We start from the raw sequence: 17,885 nt of genomic DNA, 5'->3' as shown, positions 1-17,885 counted from the left end.
TAACCAAAACAGCCACAGGAATTACATTTTCGGTATGGCAGCGCTAAAATAAATCCGGTAGTCCCATGGATTTAAGGCTATCTCACAGCCTGCTTGCAATTCTTCAATGCTTTCTGAGGCCAACTCGAAATACTTGCCTGGGAACAATTGCTCCTCAAAACGTGCGGTAACGCACTCTTTCGACAGGTTAAGTACAATAAATACTTTACAGGTTGCCTGCATACGCACGAAACTGAACACCTGATCAGATTTGTTGTTGGGTACCTGAATCATTCTGGCGCCATACTGACCATTCCACAGCGCTGGCAAGCGCTTCTTCAGACGAATAAGCTTACTGTACAGATCGCCTATAGGGTGCGGTTGCCATTTAATAGGATCGCGTTCAAAAAAAGCCAGACGCTTGGTTTCACCCGCTTCCTGACCATTATAAATCAGAGGCATTCCCTCACCCAGAACAGACAAAACAATAGCGGCTTCCAGGCAATCTCCAAATTGCTCACGCTGTGTCCCGTCCCAGGCGTTTTTATCGTGGTTACTCACAAACGTCATGCGATACGCACTTTGCGGCCAGGCTCGCTCATTCCAGGAATAGTATTTTCTGAGCCGATCTACGCCGGCTCTGCCCATGGCAATATCGTGCATGGTTTCATTCCAGCTCCAGGCATAGCTCATATTAAATGCCCGTTCATGCAGATCGCGATTTTCCCACTCTGCTAGCATAAACACTGGTTTAATGGCATCAAGCGCCTCGCGGGCCTGTTGCCAAAAATCGTTGGGCACGTAACCTGCCACATCGCAACGAAATCCGTCGATATCAAACTGATTTACCCAATAGCACATAGCGTTAATCATATACTCACGCAAGGCACTGTTGTTGTAATCAAACTCAATAATATCGCTCCAGTCCCACCAGGGGGATGGTCGAAAATCACCTTTGTAATCTTTGGCGTACCAATCGGGGTGCTGTTCCACGAGGTGGTTATCCCAGGCGCTGTGATTAGGCACCCAGTCGAGAATGACTTTCATCCCCAGAATATGCGCTTTATCCACCAACGCCTGACAATCAGCTTCATCGCCAAATTCAGGATTGATAGCAAGGTAGTCTTTTACGGCGTACGGGCTTCCCAGTGTACCTTTTCTGTGTAATTCGCCGATGGGATGCACTGGCATGAGCCAGAGAATAGAAACCCCCAGAGAATGAAGATCAGACAAGCGCTGCGTAACCGCGTTAAACGTGCCCGCCTGGCTGAATTGCCTCACATTAACCTGGTAGATTACGGCATCCTTGCTCCACTCTGCCTGTGTTACCTGATACCGGTTGATCGGCTCATAAGTGTGTACTGGCATATCGAATCCTTTCCTGGCTGGAATGTCGACAATCATAACAGCGTTCAATTGCAATGCGTATATTCGATTAGAATAATACGACTAAAGGCCTATGCCTGAATGCTTAGCTAAGTAACTAAAACACAATAACAATCTGCGCTGGAAGGACTGCTCTGATGAGCTAGATCAAGCTGGCAATACCCAGCAAAAGTACCCAGCCAGCAAAAAATACTTTCACTTGTCGCGGTGAAAACCAAAGCACAAGGTACCTTGCCAACCGCCCACCGATAATTGCACCAGCCCCCGCAAACAAAACAACATCCCAGACTACCGCTTCGGTAACCAAAGCGTGATATTGCACACCTCCCCACACCGAAATAGCAGATAGAATGACCGCGGCAGCGATAGAAAAGCTAACACTAAATCCCCGAAAAATCAGGTATACCGCAATCAGCTCGCCCACCCCAACCGATAAATAGGCAGTTACGACGCCCCCCACAAAACTGATTAGGAGAAGAGCCACAATATCCCCAGACTCAATAGCGCTTCGGGTTGCTTCGCGTTTCAAACAGGCAATGGAAGCGAAAATCCCCAATGCCAGTAATACAGAGAAAATGCCAAAGCCAATATGCAGTTGTGAACCGAACTGCCTGAATGACATGGCTGAAAACCACTGACTGAAACCGTACTGCGTAAACCCTATTCCTGCTAACGAACCCAACGCGGTTATAAAGACAACGCGCAACAGTAATCGCCAGTGAGGCGACACTTCCGGTCCATGGCGAAAATACTGCAACCAACTGATCGCACCGGCACTCATTCCGCAACACTGGATGGCGAAACTGGTTGCGATTACCGCTTCTGCACTAAATTGTAATTGTTGAAAAAAGGGAACAAAAACAACGCCGCCACCGGCACCTGTTGCATTGGCAAATACCGCCCCAATTATGCCCAAAAGCATAAATGGTCCAAACTCAGGAATCACCGCGGGAAAAGCTGAATGACTAATAATTAATGCCACCCATATGATAATCAGCCCCACCCACACCGGACTTAACAATGCCTGTTTTAACACTTAATTGCCTTCATTATAATTATTCTAAATAGGTACTACATTGATTGGTAAAACGGTCAAAAAATGCATCGAGATGCTGCTACATAGTAAGTTTTATTTTACAAATGGGAAAGACTAGCGCGCATTTAAAATGTACCTTGCTATAGTGAAAGCTGAAATCACATTGTGTTTGGTTTGTCAGATGCCCGGAGGTGGTTTTGGTAACGATAAAACATCATTCGCAATATACTCTGGTAACGTTGACGCCAAATCGTTCTGCCAGTTGGCAGGAAAGCAAGTGGTTGATGTGGCTTATGGCCAGCGTGGCCTTTATTATTGCTGTAGTCTGGACTATCGTTGGCGCTTGGCTGGTGTTCCCTTTTGCCGGGATTGAAATTGGTTTGTTTTGCTATTTGCTGTACCGGGTAAACCTGTTTACTTACAGCAGCCAGACCATCGCAATTGAAAAGCACCATATTCACGTGCAATCCAGCAACAGAGCTATGAAATCTGTATCCCTTTTGAGAGAAGATACTCATTTGGAATTATCAGAAAGTCCGCAGGACTGGTATCTGCCGCAGTTAAAGTTAGTGTATAACGATAAATGCATTGCTATTGGGGATTTTCTGAATAAAGAAGACCGTCAGACATTGTATGAAACCATTAAGGAACTGGGCATACCCGCATGGCGGCATCACTGGTGGAAGCATTAGAATTCTATATCGCTACCGGGTTCATTATTGAGTAATACTCTGCACCGTTGCACCAGACGGCGATAACATATAGATTGTGGCTTTAGGTTATTTGTTGGTTCTTGATGCGCTTTCTTCTCTTATCTTCCTTTCTGTTATTCACATTCACCGGACACGCCGCTTCGGTTTGGAAGGTCACTAACGGTGACAACACAGTTTACATCGGTGGGACACTACACCTGTTGAGCCCCGACGATTTTCCGTTACCAGACGCCTATGCACAGGCATACAACGCTGCTACAAAACTGGTATTTGAAACCGATATTGCAGGATTAAACTCACCCGCATTTCAGCAGGACACACTTAAACATCTAACCTATCAGGACGGCACCAGATTAAACGATGTACTGAGCAACGATACTTACAAAGCTCTTGCCGATCATCTGTCGAGTCGCCATTTATCGATCGATAACTTTGCCCATTACACCCCGGCCCTTATTAGCGTAACGCTTAGCGTGGTTGAGCTCAGAAACCTGGGACTCACCAGCCAGGGGGTCGATGAGTTTTATTATTTCCAAGCCATGATGGATAATAAGCAACTGGATTGGTTTGAGTCACCCCAGCAGCAACTTGCGTTTATAAAAAGCCTCGGGGATGGCGATGATGATCAAATTATTCGCTATGCCCTGGAGGATGTTTTACAAATTAAGGACTCAATTGGCGAATTGAAGGACTACTGGCGTTCTGGAAACATGGCGGGTATGGAGCAATCGTCCATGCAGGAGTTTGAAGCTTCGTTTCCCAAGGTATTTAATACCTTGCTTACCCAGCGAAACCAAAACTGGCTACCCATGCTAACGGGTATGCTAAGCACGCCAGAAACAGAATTTGTATTGGTTGGCACAATGCACCTAGCAGGTGCGAAAAGTGTATTGTCTCTGCTTGAGAAACGCGGCTACTCGGTGCAGCAACTCAATTAGAACGTGCTTGTGTAGACGCATCAGCCTCACGTTTTACCAGGATAAACGTGAGGTACATCTTTGTAGGCAGCGACAAGATCATACCCACCGCCACTAAACAGGCACTGAGCATGATACCCGTTACGCCCATCGCCTCTACGGTTTCGCTATACATATGGCAGTAGACACCAGTAAGGATAAGGCAAATTCCCACTATCATTACGATTTTGAGCAACAAAATCAGTTTTTTATCTGTCATGTCGTGCTCCTCATTAATATATTAAAATTCTAATATATATATTGCGTCAGTATATTGATCTGAATCACAGGTCCATAGAGGATAGCAAAATGACAGTTTCTTTCTAATTTGCAAACCAACTATCCACATCCATTTTTTTTGAATTTCACAAAAAATATTTAAACATTAAATATCAATAAGTTAATCTAATAGTTTACTGATTCACAAGGTGGCATCGAGATTGCTAATCTCAAGGGTAAGTTACAAAAGTACGAAAATAAAACGGATTGCTGTGCCTACAGCAGTCACGTGAATAACAAAAATGAAAAGAGGTAAGGTGAAACTATGAAGCTCACTGCAAAATATTTGGCAGCATCCCTGGTATCTGTTATTGCTGCATTTCCCGCATTCGCACATACCGGTCACGACACAATTCAGCTCGCGCTGATTGCAGGTTTGTCTCATCCACTGATGGGCATCGATCACTTAATTGCTATGCTGGCTATGGGGTACTGGGCAGCCAGTTTTGCCGGCAATAAAGCGAGTGTGATCCTCACCGCCTTTTTCGCACTGCTACTGGCTGGCTTCACGCTGGGCCAGTTTGGTTACCACTTTGCTTTTATGGAGGCCGGTATTGTCATGACATCGGTGATCACCGGGCTATTAATTGCAAAACGTAACAACGTAGCACAGGGGCTGGCAGTCAGCCTGGCATCTTGCTTCGCACTATTTCACGGTTTAGCTCATGGTATAGAGACCACCAGTTCCGTCCCTATTCTGTTTGCTTTAGGCTTCATCGTCACCAGCGCCACACTGGTCACGCTGGGATTTGCTGCCTCAACGTATGTTGCGCGCAGCAAACCTAATGCAAATAGATTAATTGGACTGGTTATAGCAATGATGGGAGTATCGTTGTTTTCGATTTAGGCTGACCCACAACCAAAATTGATAATCATGAGCGAGAATCGGGCTTCATGCCCGATTCTTTTTTGATTCATAAACGAGTAATACCACCCACACTCCAAACCTCATTCTATTGTCTTACTTTGCAGTAAAAAATCTTATTCTGGCACGCATTTCCTGTTATTACTCTCTATCTGAACTACACTTCGATTGAAAACATTTGAAATGGCATTTTGCTATCAAACGGCCTACATCTTTTGGTCTTAATCAGAGAACAGCATGAAAGTACTTCAGCAGTTAAAGCGAGTATCCAGCGATGTCTCCCTTTCTTTTGAAGATAAGCTCTGCCGATTATTACAGCTCGGACGCGAGCTATTAGCTATGGACATCGGTATCGTTAGCGCCATTAACGGTCAGGACTATCATGTTATCAGTGCGTCTTCACCCGATAACAGCATACAACCTGGTGACCAGTTTTTACTCGGAGATACCTTCTGTAAAGATACACTGCAAGCAGATGGAATCGTTGCGTATTATCAGGCAAATTCCTCTCACCCGTGTTATCAGGCTTTTGGCCTGAAGGCCTACATTGGCATTCCGATTACAGTGAATAACGAACGTCACGGCACCCTTAATTTTTCCTCACCCGAACCCAGAAATAGCGATTTTTCCGAAACAGAGAAATACTACCTCATGCTTTTTGCAGAATGGACTGGTACTGAGATATCCCGAAAACTCACATTGGACACATTAATTAGCCAACAGGAAGAACTGCATTTACAAGCCCTGCGGTTAGAACAAATGGCCGAATTAGCCGGAGTAGGCACCTGGGAGTTAGATGTAGAAAAATTAACACTTTCTTTGTCACCTTCTCTACAAAAAATACTCGAAATACCCGAGGATTTTGGAACGTCATTAGACAATTCCTTTTCGCTCATACCCTCAGCATATGAAAAGCAACGCCTAAGCGATTTATTGCACCGTTGTATCGAAAACGGAACCCCCTTCGCTGCCGATATTGAAGTGCGCACGCCGAACGGCAATCAATTGTGGATTGCAACCCAAGCCCGTCAGGAGTTAGACAAAAACAAACATAAGAGAGTACTGGGCGCTACGCAAAATATCACTGCTCGCATTCAGGCAAATCTTGAACTCGATAGACGCCGCAAGGTCGCAGAAGAAGCTTTACAAACACGAAGCATGTTCTTAGCAAACATGAGTCATGAGATTCGAACCCCGATAAACGGCGTACTGGGTATGCTTGAAGCCTTGAACAAAACAGCTCTCAGTACAAAGCAACAGGAATACACCAACATTGCTAAACACAGTGCCAATACATTACTTGAACTCGTAAACGATATCCTGGATTTTTCCAAAATTGATTCTGGACAAATTACCTTTGAAGACGCCCCGATAGGCATTAGTTCTCTTACCAGTCAACTTTGCAGAGGATTCTCACATCAGGCCGAGCAAAAGGGATTGAACTTTCATCTTGATGTGAGTGGCACTGACAAACTTGTATTATTTGGTGACCCGAGTCGCATAAAGCAAATACTCACGAATTTGATAAACAATGCGATCAAATTTACACAAAAAGGCACTATCTCAGTAAAGACCAAAGCCCTACTTCAGTCTGATGGGCTTTATCTTCTTAAATTGATAGTAAGCGACTCCGGAGTGGGTATTGAAAAATCCCGGCAAACTGAGATTTTTTCGCCGTTCAAACAGGCGGATTCTTCGACCACTCGACAATATGGTGGCACAGGCTTGGGCTTAGCGATTGTTGCTCAAATTACTAAGCAGTTGAAAGGTAAAATTAAAGTAGTCAGCAAGATTGGAGAAGGATCATCATTTGTAGTCTCCATTCCCATGGCTACTGTAGACGCCTCAGTGAAGCTCCCGCAATCAACCGCGGAGCATCAGTTCGCCCACAACACAAGGAATATATTTACGGGCAGGCATATTCTGGTCGTTGAGGACAATGAAATTAACCAACTCGTCATCAAGGAACAACTGACTGATATGGGCATCAGTTCAGACATTGCCAATAATGGTAGCGAAGCATTAAAACGGATAACCGAAAGAGTACTTACTGATAAACAATATGAGCTGATTTTAATGGATTGTCAGATGCCAATTATGGACGGTTATGAAACGGCAACATTGATTCGTCAACTTGGTGGTATTGCCGAAAAAATTCCCATCGTTGCAATTACCGCAAACGCGCTGGCTGGCGAGCGCGAAAAATGCTTGCTCGCCGGTATGAACGACTATCTGACTAAACCCCTTGATAGTCAACGAATAGCTGTTTGTCTCAGCCAATATTTTTTAACCGACACTCACTTAGATGGTTCGGGCATTTAAACTATTGCTGAATTCAGGTTGCCCACAGCTCTCAACAAATCCTCGGCAGTTGCTCCCCCACCAGCATATCCAGAATACGCTCTCCGCCAAATTGGGTTTTCACCAGCACTCTGTTGTAGTTTGACTCGATCACTTCACCAATAATGGCAGAGTCCTGCCCTGCGGGATGCGCACGCATTGCATCCAGTACGACTTCTGCAGAATCGGCTGGCACAGAGGCAACTAACTTACCCTCGTTAGCGAAATACAGCGCATCCAGGCCAAGAATTTCACACACGCCACGCACGGTATCCCGCACCGGAATGTGTTCTTCCTGCAAACGTATACTCACATTCGAAGATTCAGCAAACTCGCACAGTACGGTTGCTACCCCGCCACGTGAAGCATCGCGAACAGCATGGATATTCGGGCACACAGACAACATGGTTTGCATTAAATCGTTCAGTGCCTGACAGTCAGTTTGAAGTTCAACATCCAGTGCAAGATCACCCCGAGCATTCAGGATTGCAGCGCCATGATCGCCAATTAGCCCATTCACAATGATTTTGTCGCCTGTCCGGCAATTCGCAGCGGAAATATCCACACCATCAGGAATAATGCCAATGCCACTGGTATTAATAAAAATCTTGTCGCCTTTACCTTTGGGAACCACTTTGGTATCACCGGTTACAATAGTCACGCCGGCCTTATCGGCTGCCGCTTTCATTGAGGATACAATTCGGCGCAACAAGGCTACATCCAGCCCTTCTTCCAAAATCATGGCACAGGACAGATACCTGGGGATTGCACCTGACACGGCTATATCATTGACCGTACCATTCACCGCCAAAGTACCAATATCGCCACCCGGAAACTCCACAGGGTCTACCACATAGGAATCCGTGGTAAACGCCAGCTTTGCGCCACTTTGCAACAAATCAGCCAAATCAAAACGCGCCTGATCTTCAAGCTGCTCTAAATCTTTGTTGGCAAATGTTCCCACAAAGACATCTTCAATCAGGTCTCGCATGGCTTTGCCGCCGGCACCATGGGCCATAGTGATAGTCTTAGCACGTAAGGTTCTTGTTGTTTTAGTCATACTGCTTACTCAATGAATTAAACTGCTTGCCGGATATCAATTTTGCCGTAGCTATAATAGGCAGAACACGCTCCTTCGGTGGAGACCATTAAAGCGCCAATGGGCGTTTCCGGATTACACTGTTTGCCGAACAATTTGCAATCCCAGGGCTTTAATACGCCTTTAAGTACTTCTCCACATTGACACGCTTTTGGATCCGCTACATGAGCAGGCTCAACGGCAAAAATACGCTCTGCATCAAAACGGGCGTATTTTTCACGAATGCGCACACCAGAATGATCAATGGAACCCAATCCTCGCCATTCAAAGAACTCCCGCAATTCAAAGACTTCACCTACAGCTTGCAAGGCATTGCTGTTGCCTTGTTCCGGCACAATACGCTTGTATTGGTTTTCCACCTGGGCATGGCCTGCTTTAATTTGTTCCACCACCATCAGCATGGATTGCAAAATATCCAGCGGTTCAAACCCCGCAATCACCAACGGCCGCTTGTAGTGACTGGCAATAAATTCATACGGCGCCGAGCCTATTACCATTGAGACATGGCCGGGCCCTAAAAAGCCGTCAATCACCATGTCTGGTGAGTCCAAAATGGCTTTAATGGTGGGAATAATGGTGATGTGATTGCAGAACAATGAGAAGTTAGTAATGCCTTCCCTGTCAGCTTGAAGCAGTGTTAACGCTGTGCTTGGCATGGTGGTTTCAAAGCCCAGTCCAAAAAACACAACGTGTTTATTTGGATTCTTACGCGCAATGGCTAATGCATCCATGGGTGAATAGACCATGCGCACGTCGCAGCCATCGGAATTCGCCTGCTGTAGGCTTTTACGCGAACCAGGTACCCGCATGGCATCGCCAAAGGTAGTAAAAATGACGTCAGGCTGCTCCGCGATCGCCACACAATCATCCACGCGTCCCATTGGTAATACACATACCGGGCAGCCCGGCCCGTGTACCATTTCAATCTTGTCAGGCAGTAATTCTTCCAACCCATAGCGGAAAATGGAGTGTGTATGGCCGCCGCATACCTCCATAATTTGCAGAGGGCGGCCCTGTGTAACGGGGATCTCATCAACCACCGCATGAATGCGCTCCAAAACGCGTTTTGCCATGTCCGGATCGCGAAACTCATCAACATACTTCATGGTTACTTCTCCTCGGATGGCAAGGGTGCGGTTAGATTGTCTGCCAGCAGGCTGTGCACCAGATCCCACAAAATGTGGTAACAGGCTAAATGGCATTCCTGAATGCGGTGAATACTGTCACTAGGCACCTTAAGGCAAATATCAGCAAACTGCTTCGCCCCAATTTCTCCGCCTGTGCGACCAGTAAAAGCAATTACCTTCATGCCGAGCGCTTGTGCTTTTCTGCAAGCTTCAACGAGGTTGCCGGAATTGCCGCTGGTTGAAAACACCACCAGCGTGTCGCGGGAGTTGGCAAGTGCAGATAGCTGTCGGGTTAATACGTGTTCAACACCCACGTCGTTACTTACCGCTGTAATCATGGCAGTATCCTGCGACAAATTGACTGCTGGTAAGGCTTTACGCCCTGTTGTAACAGGATGCATAAATTCAACCGCCAGATGGGCTGCATCACAGGACGAGCCGCCATTGCCTGCCGTTAGCAATTTACCTTGTTGTCGGTAGGTGTCGGCGATAAACCGAGCAGCCTGAAGCAGATCGTTGCTATGGTGTTCAAAAAATTGCTCTTTGACTCTGATACTCTCGTTTGCCTTAGCGACAACTGACTGTAACAACGCCTGATCCCGCTTTGCTTTTGCAGTTTCATTTACCAAAGTTGATGCAGTGGGATTGCTCGCAAAGGGATAAAACGCCGCGAGTACAGATTGATTGGCTCCAGCGTCTTTAGATTGATTGCTCATAATAGATCACTCAGGCGCCATGTTGCATGGCGTTCAATTCTTCCTGCAATTCACCGATTTCAGCGAGTATTTGCAGTGTACGCTGGGCCTCTTCTTCATCGATAATGCTCATGGCAAATCCAACATGTACCAACGCCCAACTGCCTACCAGAGACTGTAAATTGCCGTCGGCTGGCACAACACAACTCAGGTTGGCCTCGCGCTTTACACCTGAGACCTGAACCACACCGGTTTGCAGATTTTCGTCAGTAATAGAGACAATTTGACCCGGAATACCTAAACACATACCAAATTTCTCCGTCTAATGCTGTTTACTGGGATCTGAATCACCGGATTTCTCGAGCTCATAGCGTTCAAGCTTGGAACGTAAACCAACGCGGGATAACCCCAACTCCAGTGATGCGCTGCTTTTGTTCCAGCGATGCCGAATTAGGGTCTCCCGTAAAATTCGCTTTTCCAATAACTCTACCTTTTCCTTTAAGGTGCCTTCCAGTCCAGCGAACATATCGATATCGTCGTCTTCGGCGTCTGGCGCTGCGCGCAGTACACGGGGATTCAATAAATCAGCGGTTAGCCATTCCCCTTCACTCATTACCAGCATGCGGCGAACTTCGTTTTGCAATTCGCGTACATTGCCAGGCCAGCTGTAGCGCTTCATACAGGCAATTGTCTCTTCGCTGAATCCTTTTACTGGTTTATCAAACTGATGCATGGCATTTTGCAGAAAATTATTTGCCAGGACCGGAATATCAATAATTCGCCGCGACAGCGCTGGTAATTCGAGAGTCACCTCAGCCAGCCGAAAATACAGATCCTGACGGAAACGACCTGCGCGCACTTCTTCTTCTAAATCCCGGTTGGTCGACGCCACAATACGCACGTTTACCTGACGCCGTTGTTGTTCCCCCAATCTACGGATTTCGCGCTCTTGCAATACACGTAGTAGTTTTACCTGAAACGCCGGACTGATTTCGCCAATCTCATCCAGAAAAATAGTGCCGCCATCAGCTTGCTCAAACAAACCAACGTGATCGGTAATGGCACCGGTGAACGACCCTTTCTTGTGGCCGAATAATTCAGACGCGAGCAATTCATCGGGCATAGCACCGCAGTTTTCCACCACAAAGGGCCGATCAGCACGCAAGCTGTTGTAATGCAATGCTCTGGCGAAAAGCTCTTTACCCGCCCCGGATGGTCCGGTAACTAAAACCGATACATCGTATGGCGCAATCTTACTCACCTGTTCGCAGATTCGGTTTAAAGGACTCTGTTGATGGCGCTTTATCTCGTCGAGCTCAAAACTTTTACGCAATTGCGTTTTCTTCTCAATGACCTGCTGTTCGGCCTGCACTTCGGTAAGCCGCATCTCCATATTCAGCAGTGCATTTTCGTTTTGTAACGCACACATTCGACACGCACTGCGAATAGTCATGAGCAAACTTTCAGGATGCCATGGCTTGGTAATGTATTGCAGGATCCCCGCTTCATTGAGCCCTTTAATGATGTCCTCTGAATCGGTATAACCCGACAATATAAGACGGGCCACTTTGGGCCAGCGCTCCCTTACTTCGCTGAGTAATTCCACACCGGTACGATCCGGCATGCGTTGATCACATAAAATAACCTGAACAGTATTGTCTTCAAGAAGGGTTAACGCTGCCTGAGCACTGTTGGCAGTGAGCACATCAAATTCTTCATCCAATGTGCGCTCTAAGGTTTCAAGCGAACGCACTTCGTCGTCAACACAAAGTACAACCGGACGCGGAAAGGCACTCATTACAGAATCGCCTTAAACTGATCGATTTGCTGCTGCAGAATCTGAATTCTCGCTTCAATGATGGATGCCCGTTTACGTTTAATCCAGTCAATCCATTGCTCCATTCCCTCACCGCTTTTGGCAGAAAGCTGGATTATTTTAATATCCGGGTTAACGCGCTTTGCATAGTCCATACAGCGTTCCACATCAAAATCAAGGTAGGGTAACAAGTCCGTTTTATTCAGGATCATGAGCTCAGAGGCATGGAACATATCCGGATACTTCAGAGGCTTATCCTCGCCCTCAGTGACCGACAAAATCGACACCTTAGCGGCTTCGCCTAAATCAAACGACGCGGGGCAAACCAGATTACCCACGTTTTCAATGAACAATACGCCACCGGTTAAATCAGAAAAGTTGTCCATGGCATGGCCCACCATGTGGGCGTCCAAATGGCAACCTTTACCGGTATTGATTTGTACCGCTTGTACCCCGGTTTCACGAATGCGTTCAGCGTCATTGGTGGTTTGTTGATCACCTTCGATAACGCCAACGGTATAACGGGATTTAATGTGGTTTATCGTTTCTGTTAGTAAGGTTGTTTTACCCGACCCCGGACTGGATACAAGATTCAGCACAAACATCGACTGTTGCGCAAAGCGCGCCCGGTTTTGCGCGGCATACTGGTTATTTTTACCCAGAATATCCTGCTCGATCTGAACCATTCGGCTTTGACTTAGACCGGCAACATGAGCGTGCGCAGGCCCTTTGCCAAAGTGAATATTATCCCCCTCACTTTCAATGCCTGCGTGGTCGTGATTGTGATCATGACCGTGATGATGATGTTCGTGTTCATGACTATGGGTATGCTCACCATCATGATGAGTGTGATTATGACTATGATGATCATGGGCTCGAGCATGGCTATGATGATCATGGGCGTGAACATGGTTATGGGAGTGATCATGCTCAATGCTGACTTCGCCTTCTGAACAACCGCAAACTGTACACATGGTTAAGCTACCTCTAGTTCTTTTATTCTCATTTCATCGCCCTGCGTTATCTGTAAGTGATAACTGCCACATACAGGGCAACTGTCATAGCGTTGTGTTACCGAAACGGTATCCAGACACTGCAAACAAAACGCTTTTCCGGGTAATTTGATAATGTGCAGGCTGGCCCCTTCGGCCAGACTCTCCTTTATCACTGCATCAAAACAAAACGTCAACGCGTCTGTTTCGATGGCGGCAAGCGGGCCTATTTCAAGCCACACGGCCTTCACTTTCTCGAACGATTGGCTAATCGCCTGTTCTTCGAGTACTTGTAAAATGCCTTCTGCAATGGACATCTCATGCATGAATCACCTCCAACTGCCACGGAACGCAGGGGTCGAGTAATTTGATCAATAACTCAGTCACTGGCTTTACGTGTTCTCGCGGTAGCCTCGTTCCTACCAACATTGTTTTCAGCGTACCATCAGGATGAAAATTCCACTCAGTGGGCGCAATAATCCGGTAGCTTTTCACCGTATTATTTTCAGATAGTTGAACCCGATGAAACAATGTTCCTCTGGCGGTTTCCACTATAGCGCTCCCTTTATGGTTAAGCGTCTCAACCTTTTCGTATCGTTGACTAACAATCGATTCAAATCGCGCTTCCGCCAGGCGTATTTCATCAAACAAGCTACACACACGTGCGGTTAACGTACTCGCCTTCCCTTGAGCAAAATTCGAGTCATTGATTATCCGACGTCTTGCCCAGCAGCCTGTTTCCTGTGGAAGGCCGGCAAGGGTGGGTTGTAAACAAAACGCGTCTGACAACATCGCATCCAAAGGGCAGTTCACGTCGTTAACTGCTTCCTGATTGCCCAATAGTAACGTGTTTGCAGCATTACCAAACGGGTATTCATCGCATGTAGCCAACAATCCACAAAGTTCAGGTGATATCCCCAGCCTGGCTAACGATGATGTACTTTTACAATCTAAAACAAAAGGTTGCACTGCCTCGCATAAATGCAACCGCAATTCAGTTAACACCTGGGATAGTGCTCCAACCGGGCCCTTTAACCATTCTCCGCTCTGTGGCTCTACCGCCAGACACCAATCAAGCCGTCGTTTACAGGTATTAAACCAATCCACTATATGACATAGCTTAGACTTATTTTGCGGTGTCCAATTGATCACCCAACTGAAGACTTGTTCTCGCAACGATTCGGCCATGAGCAACGTCGCACGTGCTCTGGCTACTTCAGCTGTTACCGACTGATTAAGCGCGCTTTCAAATGCTTGCAGAGCCGCAACGAGCTGACCTACACCACAGACATAAAACAGGGATGGTATCAATGCCAACACTTGTTCTATGGATTTACCAACAAAAAGACGGCTGGCAATCATAGGGCGCGAGTTATCTGTTAGTACATCTGAGATGCGATCACGCGTATAAACAACCTGAATATTCAAACCGCCGGCATTCAGCCGAGTGGATTTAAGTTGAGGATGGCTATCGGATAACGCTGCCGCCATATTCACGATTGCCCAGCCTCACTTTTGCGACTCCCACCGGTTAAAAATGCACGGCGACTCAGTCCTTCAGTCAACTCAACTGTAACATCAGTGCTATCGGATTCTCCCCTTTGCTGTGTTTGTTTGGTCGCTTGTTCTTCAAGCCACCGATGCTGTTCAACAATGGCCTGTTTTGTGCGGTGTCGCTCAGATTCTGAATTGTGTTGTTCGTCAAATAACGCGGCTAACACCGCCGTTGCCGTCTCCATCGCTACAGTTTGCTCGGTAAATTCAAACATTGGAGAAAACACAGAGCAGGTTGCATAGTCCCCCAGTTGCTCATCGTACGCATAAATAAATTCATATTGACCTGACGGGAAGTGCAAGCGGAATTTTTGTCCTAACCGAAGATCAGCTAACGTAGCCGGGGCATTGGGTAACAGTAGCATATTCATACACCAAGGGGTCACTACCACCCCAATAACATAGGCGTCCCATTCCCTGAAGGGGGTGGTATCTATGGATAATTGCTCATTATAAAAAGGCAAACCGGCCATCTTGTCTATCACAGACTGATAAAATGCCATTGCCGCAGCCTTGTGCCCCGTCATTATTCTTCAATGACCATAAACTGGTCGCGATCGCCATCACATTCAGGGCATCGCCAAAAATGGGGTAACTGGGCAAAGGATGTACCAGGCTGTACCTGCCAGACGTCGTCGCCTTTGAGCGGATCGTACACGTACCAGCATATTTTGCATTCCAGTTTGGCTGTCGCTTCAATCCGGCTGTCATCGCCAAGGTAACTGCCTTCAAAACCTTGAAAACTCATAATCTTGCCTTACATTAACGCGTCACGGATTTCTTCCAGACGAATTGCTGAATCCGCCAAATCCTCCGGAGCAGCGCAGGCTACCGCCGGAATAGCCACAATTTCCAACGTATCCAGAATTAAATGATCGGTGCTGTTGTAGTACTGCACCCGCCATAACCCGTCTACCTGGGTTGATGTAATACGACAGTTTCCGTACCCACGCGACAATATAGTAACGCAACCGGTACCCGTCGTTGTGGTAAGGCTATAGTGATCTTCTGGTGAAAACGGTAATAATGATAAATTAATTACGTGTGACGCCATGTCTGGCGCTTGTTTGTATTGCGCGGACGTTTCAGCAATTTCCACCAGCACAGATGGAGCATTAAGCAGCCCTTCAGGCAAACCCGCAATACGTTCAGCAAGATTGACGGTGGTCGCAAAGGCATGCTCGCGCACACATTCCGGAATTTCGGCTACTTCAATGGCTTCCGACAGCACATTACCTTGCTTATCAAAGGAGCGAAGACGCCATATCCCCGCCATTACGGTTTCCTGTATACGAACAGGGTGTTCACCGTCAATTAATACACTGACCTCACCTTCACCTAATATCTGGTTTAACAGATTCAAATCAGCGTCGGGTAACCCGGTTACAGTAAGCACACTGCCCTGACCATTGTCGTTAATCTGAGCCAGCATTAACTGAATGTCGGCCAAAATACCCATCGCTTGTGGACAACGCTCGAGCTCGCTTTCTTCCGGAAAAGAAGGCATGTCGTAGGTACTCATCTCAGATGGCATTTTCATGTAGTCTAGTACCATATCGCCTTCAGACTGACTGCCCGGCCCCACAGGCACGTTGACGATGTTTATACTAATGTCACGCATAGGAAATCCTTACTGTCCGCAGGGTTTGCTGATGGGATTAAATACAACCGGAATACCAATGCCTGGATCCGGACGCGGTTCGAGCGTCAGAATACGGCTGATTTCACGAATGTATTCGTCCCAGTTTTGTACTTTAGTGATGGCATCCAGGTAGTGTCCGTTTTTCAGAAACACCAGCGCCGGCCAGGCCATAAAGTTGTAGCGTCCTCGGCAAGCGGTCTGAATATTCGTCGACACCACTGCCGGAGTAAGTTGGCCGAAGCGCTTAATCAACTCAGGTAAAATCACCGCCACATCCAGGCTTTCGGGGAAGCGTTTCGGATCTTCGGTTAAAAACAACACGCTGTAGGGTGTGCTGGCAATAAATTCTTCAAAATTATCATCGTCGAGAACCGGGTAGCCTAGTTCATCGACCAGTCGGTCTATCAAAGGTGAGTTCATGCTGTTCTCTTATTTTAATAATGGTTTTAAATGGTCAGGTAGTTCAGGCTCTTTGTTAACCAGATCGCCAAAGCAGTCGTTGAGGTCTACTGATTGGCCAGACATCACACGCTCTATTGCACTAACGGCTTCTTCAACCTGTTTTGCGCGCTCGGGGCTCAGTATTTCTCGTGCAGCATCCAAAAAAATCAGCAACCAGGTGCCCGTTTCCACTGAACCAACCAACGAGGTATCCACCCAACGAATGTCTTCTCCGCGCTGGCACCGCGCGCGATGCTCCGTTGTTTCCAGTACCCGGTAAACAAGGCCAATACACATTAGTCCGTACCTTTGGGTGCTGATGTTGCCCCTGCAATCACGCGAATGTCCCCCGTGCGACAGGCTGACGCCTCGTCGGGGCGACCTCGTTCATAATCGCTAAGGTTTAACTGACCTGGTGACAGTGCCCGCGCTTGACCCGCCTGACGCGTTGGCTCAACGCCAAACTGAGCCAGATACGCCAACGCGATGTCAATCGCGGGCTTAACCTGGGCTTTGACTTCAGGACGCAAGCTGCCTCCAAAGTCTTCCAGCTCAACAGGCTGACACCCCACCAGCAGTAAATCAGCCGGGTAATTACCGGTGAACTCAGCCATGGCGAGTACTTCCTGAAAGCCCGTTTGATGCAGGCTCATTTGTTTTGCGCCCATAAATTTGGGTACGTCTTCGTTGTAGATTTTTTTCAGCGTACCCGGTGGCAATCCATAGTCGATGGCATCAAACACCACTAACACATCGGCTTCCTGAACATGTTGAACCAGGTATATCCCCTGCGTACCACCGTCGACCATTTTGACATTATCGGGAAACGCATAATCCTGATTGAGCGATTCCACGCAACGCACACCAAACCCTTCGTCGGCCCAGAGAATATTGCCTATGCCTAAAATAAGTACTTGTTTTTCATTCATTAGATTATGTTCTGTACCATCTGATTAGTTGGCTTC

The 17,885-nt window shown here is 47.0% G+C and carries 22 protein-coding genes; 5 read left to right on the top strand and 17 right to left on the bottom strand.

The window, feature by feature from the left end:
• Positions 1–21: 21 nt before the first annotated feature.
• Together FJ444_RS03465 and FJ444_RS03460 are read right to left on the bottom strand one after the other, a co-directional pair.
• Positions 22–1,347: an alpha-amylase family glycosyl hydrolase gene (locus FJ444_RS03465; RefSeq protein WP_140956533.1), complete on the bottom strand. Its 1,326-nt coding sequence runs from the start codon at positions 1,345–1,347 to the stop codon at positions 22–24.
• A 160-nt stretch (positions 1,348–1,507) separates the two neighbouring features.
• Positions 1,508–2,401, bottom strand: a complete 894-nt coding sequence (locus tag FJ444_RS03460) for a sulfite exporter TauE/SafE family protein (protein WP_255438961.1) — start codon at positions 2,399–2,401, stop codon at positions 1,508–1,510.
• Positions 2,402–2,598: 197 nt separating this feature from the next.
• Between FJ444_RS03460 and FJ444_RS03455 the strand changes: the two genes are divergently transcribed.
• Together FJ444_RS03455 and FJ444_RS03450 are read left to right on the top strand one after the other, a co-directional pair.
• The gene (locus FJ444_RS03455) at positions 2,599–3,093 is read left to right on the top strand and encodes a DUF2244 domain-containing protein (protein ID WP_140956532.1); all 495 of its coding nucleotides are present in this window, start codon (positions 2,599–2,601) and stop codon (positions 3,091–3,093) included.
• Positions 3,094–3,197: 104 nt separating this feature from the next.
• Positions 3,198–4,052: a TraB/GumN family protein gene (locus FJ444_RS03450; protein WP_140956531.1), complete on the top strand. Its 855-nt coding sequence runs from the start codon at positions 3,198–3,200 to the stop codon at positions 4,050–4,052.
• On the opposite strand, the gene FJ444_RS03445 is transcribed toward FJ444_RS03450, so the two are convergent.
• On the bottom strand, positions 4,045–4,290 hold the full coding sequence (locus tag FJ444_RS03445; protein ID WP_140956530.1) for a hypothetical protein: 246 nt from the start codon (positions 4,288–4,290) through the stop codon (positions 4,045–4,047). The genes FJ444_RS03450 and FJ444_RS03445 overlap by 8 nt on opposite strands.
• Before the next feature lie 324 nt (positions 4,291–4,614).
• On the opposite strand from FJ444_RS03445, the gene FJ444_RS03440 reads away from it, so the two are divergent.
• Entirely contained in the window at positions 4,615–5,196 is a 582-nt protein-coding gene (locus FJ444_RS03440; RefSeq protein WP_140956529.1) for a HupE/UreJ family protein, read from the top strand.
• A gap of 255 nt (positions 5,197–5,451) precedes the next feature.
• Positions 5,452–7,536 carry an ATP-binding protein gene (locus tag FJ444_RS03435; RefSeq protein ID WP_140956528.1) on the top strand — a complete coding sequence of 695 codons (2,085 nt, stop codon included), beginning with the start codon at positions 5,452–5,454 and terminating at the stop codon, positions 7,534–7,536.
• 31 nt (positions 7,537–7,567) lie between these two features.
• On the opposite strand, the gene hypE is transcribed toward FJ444_RS03435, so the two are convergent.
• From hypE to hypB, 6 genes are read right to left on the bottom strand one after another with little or no spacing between them, the layout of a single operon-like run.
• Positions 7,568–8,614, bottom strand: coding sequence for a hydrogenase expression/formation protein HypE (gene hypE, locus FJ444_RS03430; protein ID WP_140956527.1), 1,047 nt, complete (start codon positions 8,612–8,614; stop codon positions 7,568–7,570).
• 17 nt (positions 8,615–8,631) lie between these two features.
• Positions 8,632–9,759 carry a hydrogenase formation protein HypD gene (gene hypD / locus FJ444_RS03425; protein ID WP_140956526.1) on the bottom strand — a complete coding sequence of 376 codons (1,128 nt, stop codon included), beginning with the start codon at positions 9,757–9,759 and terminating at the stop codon, positions 8,632–8,634.
• Between the two features lie 2 nt (positions 9,760–9,761).
• Positions 9,762–10,496, bottom strand: coding sequence for an SIS domain-containing protein (locus tag FJ444_RS03420; RefSeq protein WP_140956525.1), 735 nt, complete (start codon positions 10,494–10,496; stop codon positions 9,762–9,764).
• Positions 10,497–10,506: 10 nt separating this feature from the next.
• Complete coding sequence (locus FJ444_RS03415; protein WP_140956524.1) at positions 10,507–10,782, bottom strand: HypC/HybG/HupF family hydrogenase formation chaperone; 276 nt, start codon at positions 10,780–10,782, stop codon at positions 10,507–10,509.
• A gap of 15 nt (positions 10,783–10,797) precedes the next feature.
• Positions 10,798–12,273: a sigma-54 dependent transcriptional regulator gene (locus FJ444_RS03410; protein WP_140956523.1), complete on the bottom strand. Its 1,476-nt coding sequence runs from the start codon at positions 12,271–12,273 to the stop codon at positions 10,798–10,800.
• A complete protein-coding gene (hypB, locus tag FJ444_RS03405; protein ID WP_255439047.1) occupies positions 12,273–13,034 on the bottom strand; it encodes a hydrogenase nickel incorporation protein HypB in 762 nt (253 codons plus the stop codon). The genes FJ444_RS03410 and hypB overlap by 1 nt, the downstream gene beginning before the upstream one ends.
• On the opposite strand from hypB, the gene FJ444_RS21575 reads away from it, so the two are divergent.
• Positions 13,002–13,244, top strand: coding sequence for a hypothetical protein (locus FJ444_RS21575; RefSeq protein WP_255439053.1), 243 nt, complete (start codon positions 13,002–13,004; stop codon positions 13,242–13,244). The two genes, hypB and FJ444_RS21575, sit on opposite strands and share 33 nt — an antisense overlap.
• A 23-nt stretch (positions 13,245–13,267) precedes the next feature.
• Here the strand turns inward: FJ444_RS21575 and hypA are convergent, their stop codons facing one another.
• Genes hypA through FJ444_RS03365 form a run of 8 tightly spaced genes read right to left on the bottom strand, consistent with a single transcriptional unit; the run spans position 13,268 to position 17,849 of the window.
• The gene (gene hypA, locus FJ444_RS03400) at positions 13,268–13,609 is read right to left on the bottom strand and encodes a hydrogenase maturation nickel metallochaperone HypA (RefSeq protein WP_181405048.1); all 342 of its coding nucleotides are present in this window, start codon (positions 13,607–13,609) and stop codon (positions 13,268–13,270) included.
• On the bottom strand, positions 13,602–14,774 hold the full coding sequence (locus tag FJ444_RS03395) for a nickel-dependent hydrogenase large subunit (protein WP_255439046.1): 1,173 nt from the start codon (positions 14,772–14,774) through the stop codon (positions 13,602–13,604). Before FJ444_RS03395 ends, hypA begins: the two co-directional genes overlap by 8 nt.
• Positions 14,775–14,776: 2 nt before the next feature.
• Complete coding sequence (gene hybE, locus FJ444_RS03390; RefSeq protein WP_140956520.1) at positions 14,777–15,364, bottom strand: [NiFe]-hydrogenase assembly chaperone HybE; 588 nt, start codon at positions 15,362–15,364, stop codon at positions 14,777–14,779.
• Positions 15,364–15,585, bottom strand: coding sequence for a rubredoxin (locus FJ444_RS03385; RefSeq protein ID WP_140956519.1), 222 nt, complete (start codon positions 15,583–15,585; stop codon positions 15,364–15,366). Before FJ444_RS03385 ends, hybE begins: the two co-directional genes overlap by 1 nt.
• Before the next feature lie 9 nt (positions 15,586–15,594).
• Positions 15,595–16,458, bottom strand: a complete 864-nt coding sequence (locus FJ444_RS03380) for a hydrogenase expression/formation protein (RefSeq protein ID WP_140956518.1) — start codon at positions 16,456–16,458, stop codon at positions 15,595–15,597.
• A 9-nt stretch (positions 16,459–16,467) separates the two neighbouring features.
• On the bottom strand, positions 16,468–16,899 hold the full coding sequence (locus FJ444_RS03375; protein WP_140956517.1) for a hypothetical protein: 432 nt from the start codon (positions 16,897–16,899) through the stop codon (positions 16,468–16,470).
• A 9-nt stretch (positions 16,900–16,908) separates the two neighbouring features.
• Positions 16,909–17,217: a HypC/HybG/HupF family hydrogenase formation chaperone gene (locus FJ444_RS03370; RefSeq protein ID WP_140956516.1), complete on the bottom strand. Its 309-nt coding sequence runs from the start codon at positions 17,215–17,217 to the stop codon at positions 16,909–16,911.
• Positions 17,217–17,849 carry a HyaD/HybD family hydrogenase maturation endopeptidase gene (locus FJ444_RS03365; protein ID WP_140956515.1) on the bottom strand — a complete coding sequence of 211 codons (633 nt, stop codon included), beginning with the start codon at positions 17,847–17,849 and terminating at the stop codon, positions 17,217–17,219. Before FJ444_RS03365 ends, FJ444_RS03370 begins: the two co-directional genes overlap by 1 nt.
• Between the last annotated feature and the right edge of the window lie 36 nt (positions 17,850–17,885).

It is taken from the genome of Aestuariibacter sp. GS-14 (assembly GCF_006494365.1).
GTDB lineage: Bacteria > Pseudomonadota > Gammaproteobacteria > Enterobacterales > Alteromonadaceae > Alteromonas > Alteromonas mangrovi.
The sequence above is the reverse complement of the archived record's forward strand: the minus strand, read 5'-3'. Positions and strand labels throughout refer to the sequence as shown.

Bases quoted from the DNA above. Each gene is read 5' to 3' on its own strand.
- FJ444_RS03465 (WP_140956533.1), bottom strand. From the start codon at position 1,347: ATGCCAGTACACACTTATGAGCCGATCAACCGGTATCAGGTAACACAG.
- FJ444_RS03450 (WP_140956531.1), top strand. From the start codon at position 3,198: ATGCGCTTTCTTCTCTTATCTTCCTTTCTGTTATTCACATTCACCGGA.
- FJ444_RS03445 (WP_140956530.1), bottom strand. From the start codon at position 4,290: ATGACAGATAAAAAACTGATTTTGTTGCTCAAAATCGTAATGATAGTG.
- FJ444_RS03440 (WP_140956529.1), top strand. From the start codon at position 4,615: ATGAAGCTCACTGCAAAATATTTGGCAGCATCCCTGGTATCTGTTATT.
- FJ444_RS03435 (WP_140956528.1), top strand. From the start codon at position 5,452: ATGAAAGTACTTCAGCAGTTAAAGCGAGTATCCAGCGATGTCTCCCTT.
- hypE (WP_140956527.1), bottom strand. From the start codon at position 8,614: ATGACTAAAACAACAAGAACCTTACGTGCTAAGACTATCACTATGGCC.
- hypD (WP_140956526.1), bottom strand. From the start codon at position 9,759: ATGAAGTATGTTGATGAGTTTCGCGATCCGGACATGGCAAAACGCGTT.
- FJ444_RS03420 (WP_140956525.1), bottom strand. From the start codon at position 10,496: ATGAGCAATCAATCTAAAGACGCTGGAGCCAATCAATCTGTACTCGCG.
- FJ444_RS03415 (WP_140956524.1), bottom strand. From the start codon at position 10,782: ATGTGTTTAGGTATTCCGGGTCAAATTGTCTCTATTACTGACGAAAAT.
- FJ444_RS03410 (WP_140956523.1), bottom strand. From the start codon at position 12,273: ATGAGTGCCTTTCCGCGTCCGGTTGTACTTTGTGTTGACGACGAAGTG.
- FJ444_RS21575 (WP_255439053.1), top strand. From the start codon at position 13,002: ATGAGCGTGCGCAGGCCCTTTGCCAAAGTGAATATTATCCCCCTCACT.
- hypA (WP_181405048.1), bottom strand. From the start codon at position 13,609: ATGCATGAGATGTCCATTGCAGAAGGCATTTTACAAGTACTCGAAGAA.
- FJ444_RS03395 (WP_255439046.1), bottom strand. From the start codon at position 14,774: ATGGCGGCAGCGTTATCCGATAGCCATCCTCAACTTAAATCCACTCGG.
- hybE (WP_140956520.1), bottom strand. From the start codon at position 15,364: ATGACGGGGCACAAGGCTGCGGCAATGGCATTTTATCAGTCTGTGATA.
- FJ444_RS03385 (WP_140956519.1), bottom strand. From the start codon at position 15,585: ATGAGTTTTCAAGGTTTTGAAGGCAGTTACCTTGGCGATGACAGCCGG.
- FJ444_RS03380 (WP_140956518.1), bottom strand. From the start codon at position 16,458: ATGCGTGACATTAGTATAAACATCGTCAACGTGCCTGTGGGGCCGGGC.
- FJ444_RS03375 (WP_140956517.1), bottom strand. From the start codon at position 16,899: ATGAACTCACCTTTGATAGACCGACTGGTCGATGAACTAGGCTACCCG.
- FJ444_RS03370 (WP_140956516.1), bottom strand. From the start codon at position 17,217: ATGTGTATTGGCCTTGTTTACCGGGTACTGGAAACAACGGAGCATCGC.
- FJ444_RS03365 (WP_140956515.1), bottom strand. From the start codon at position 17,849: ATGAATGAAAAACAAGTACTTATTTTAGGCATAGGCAATATTCTCTGG.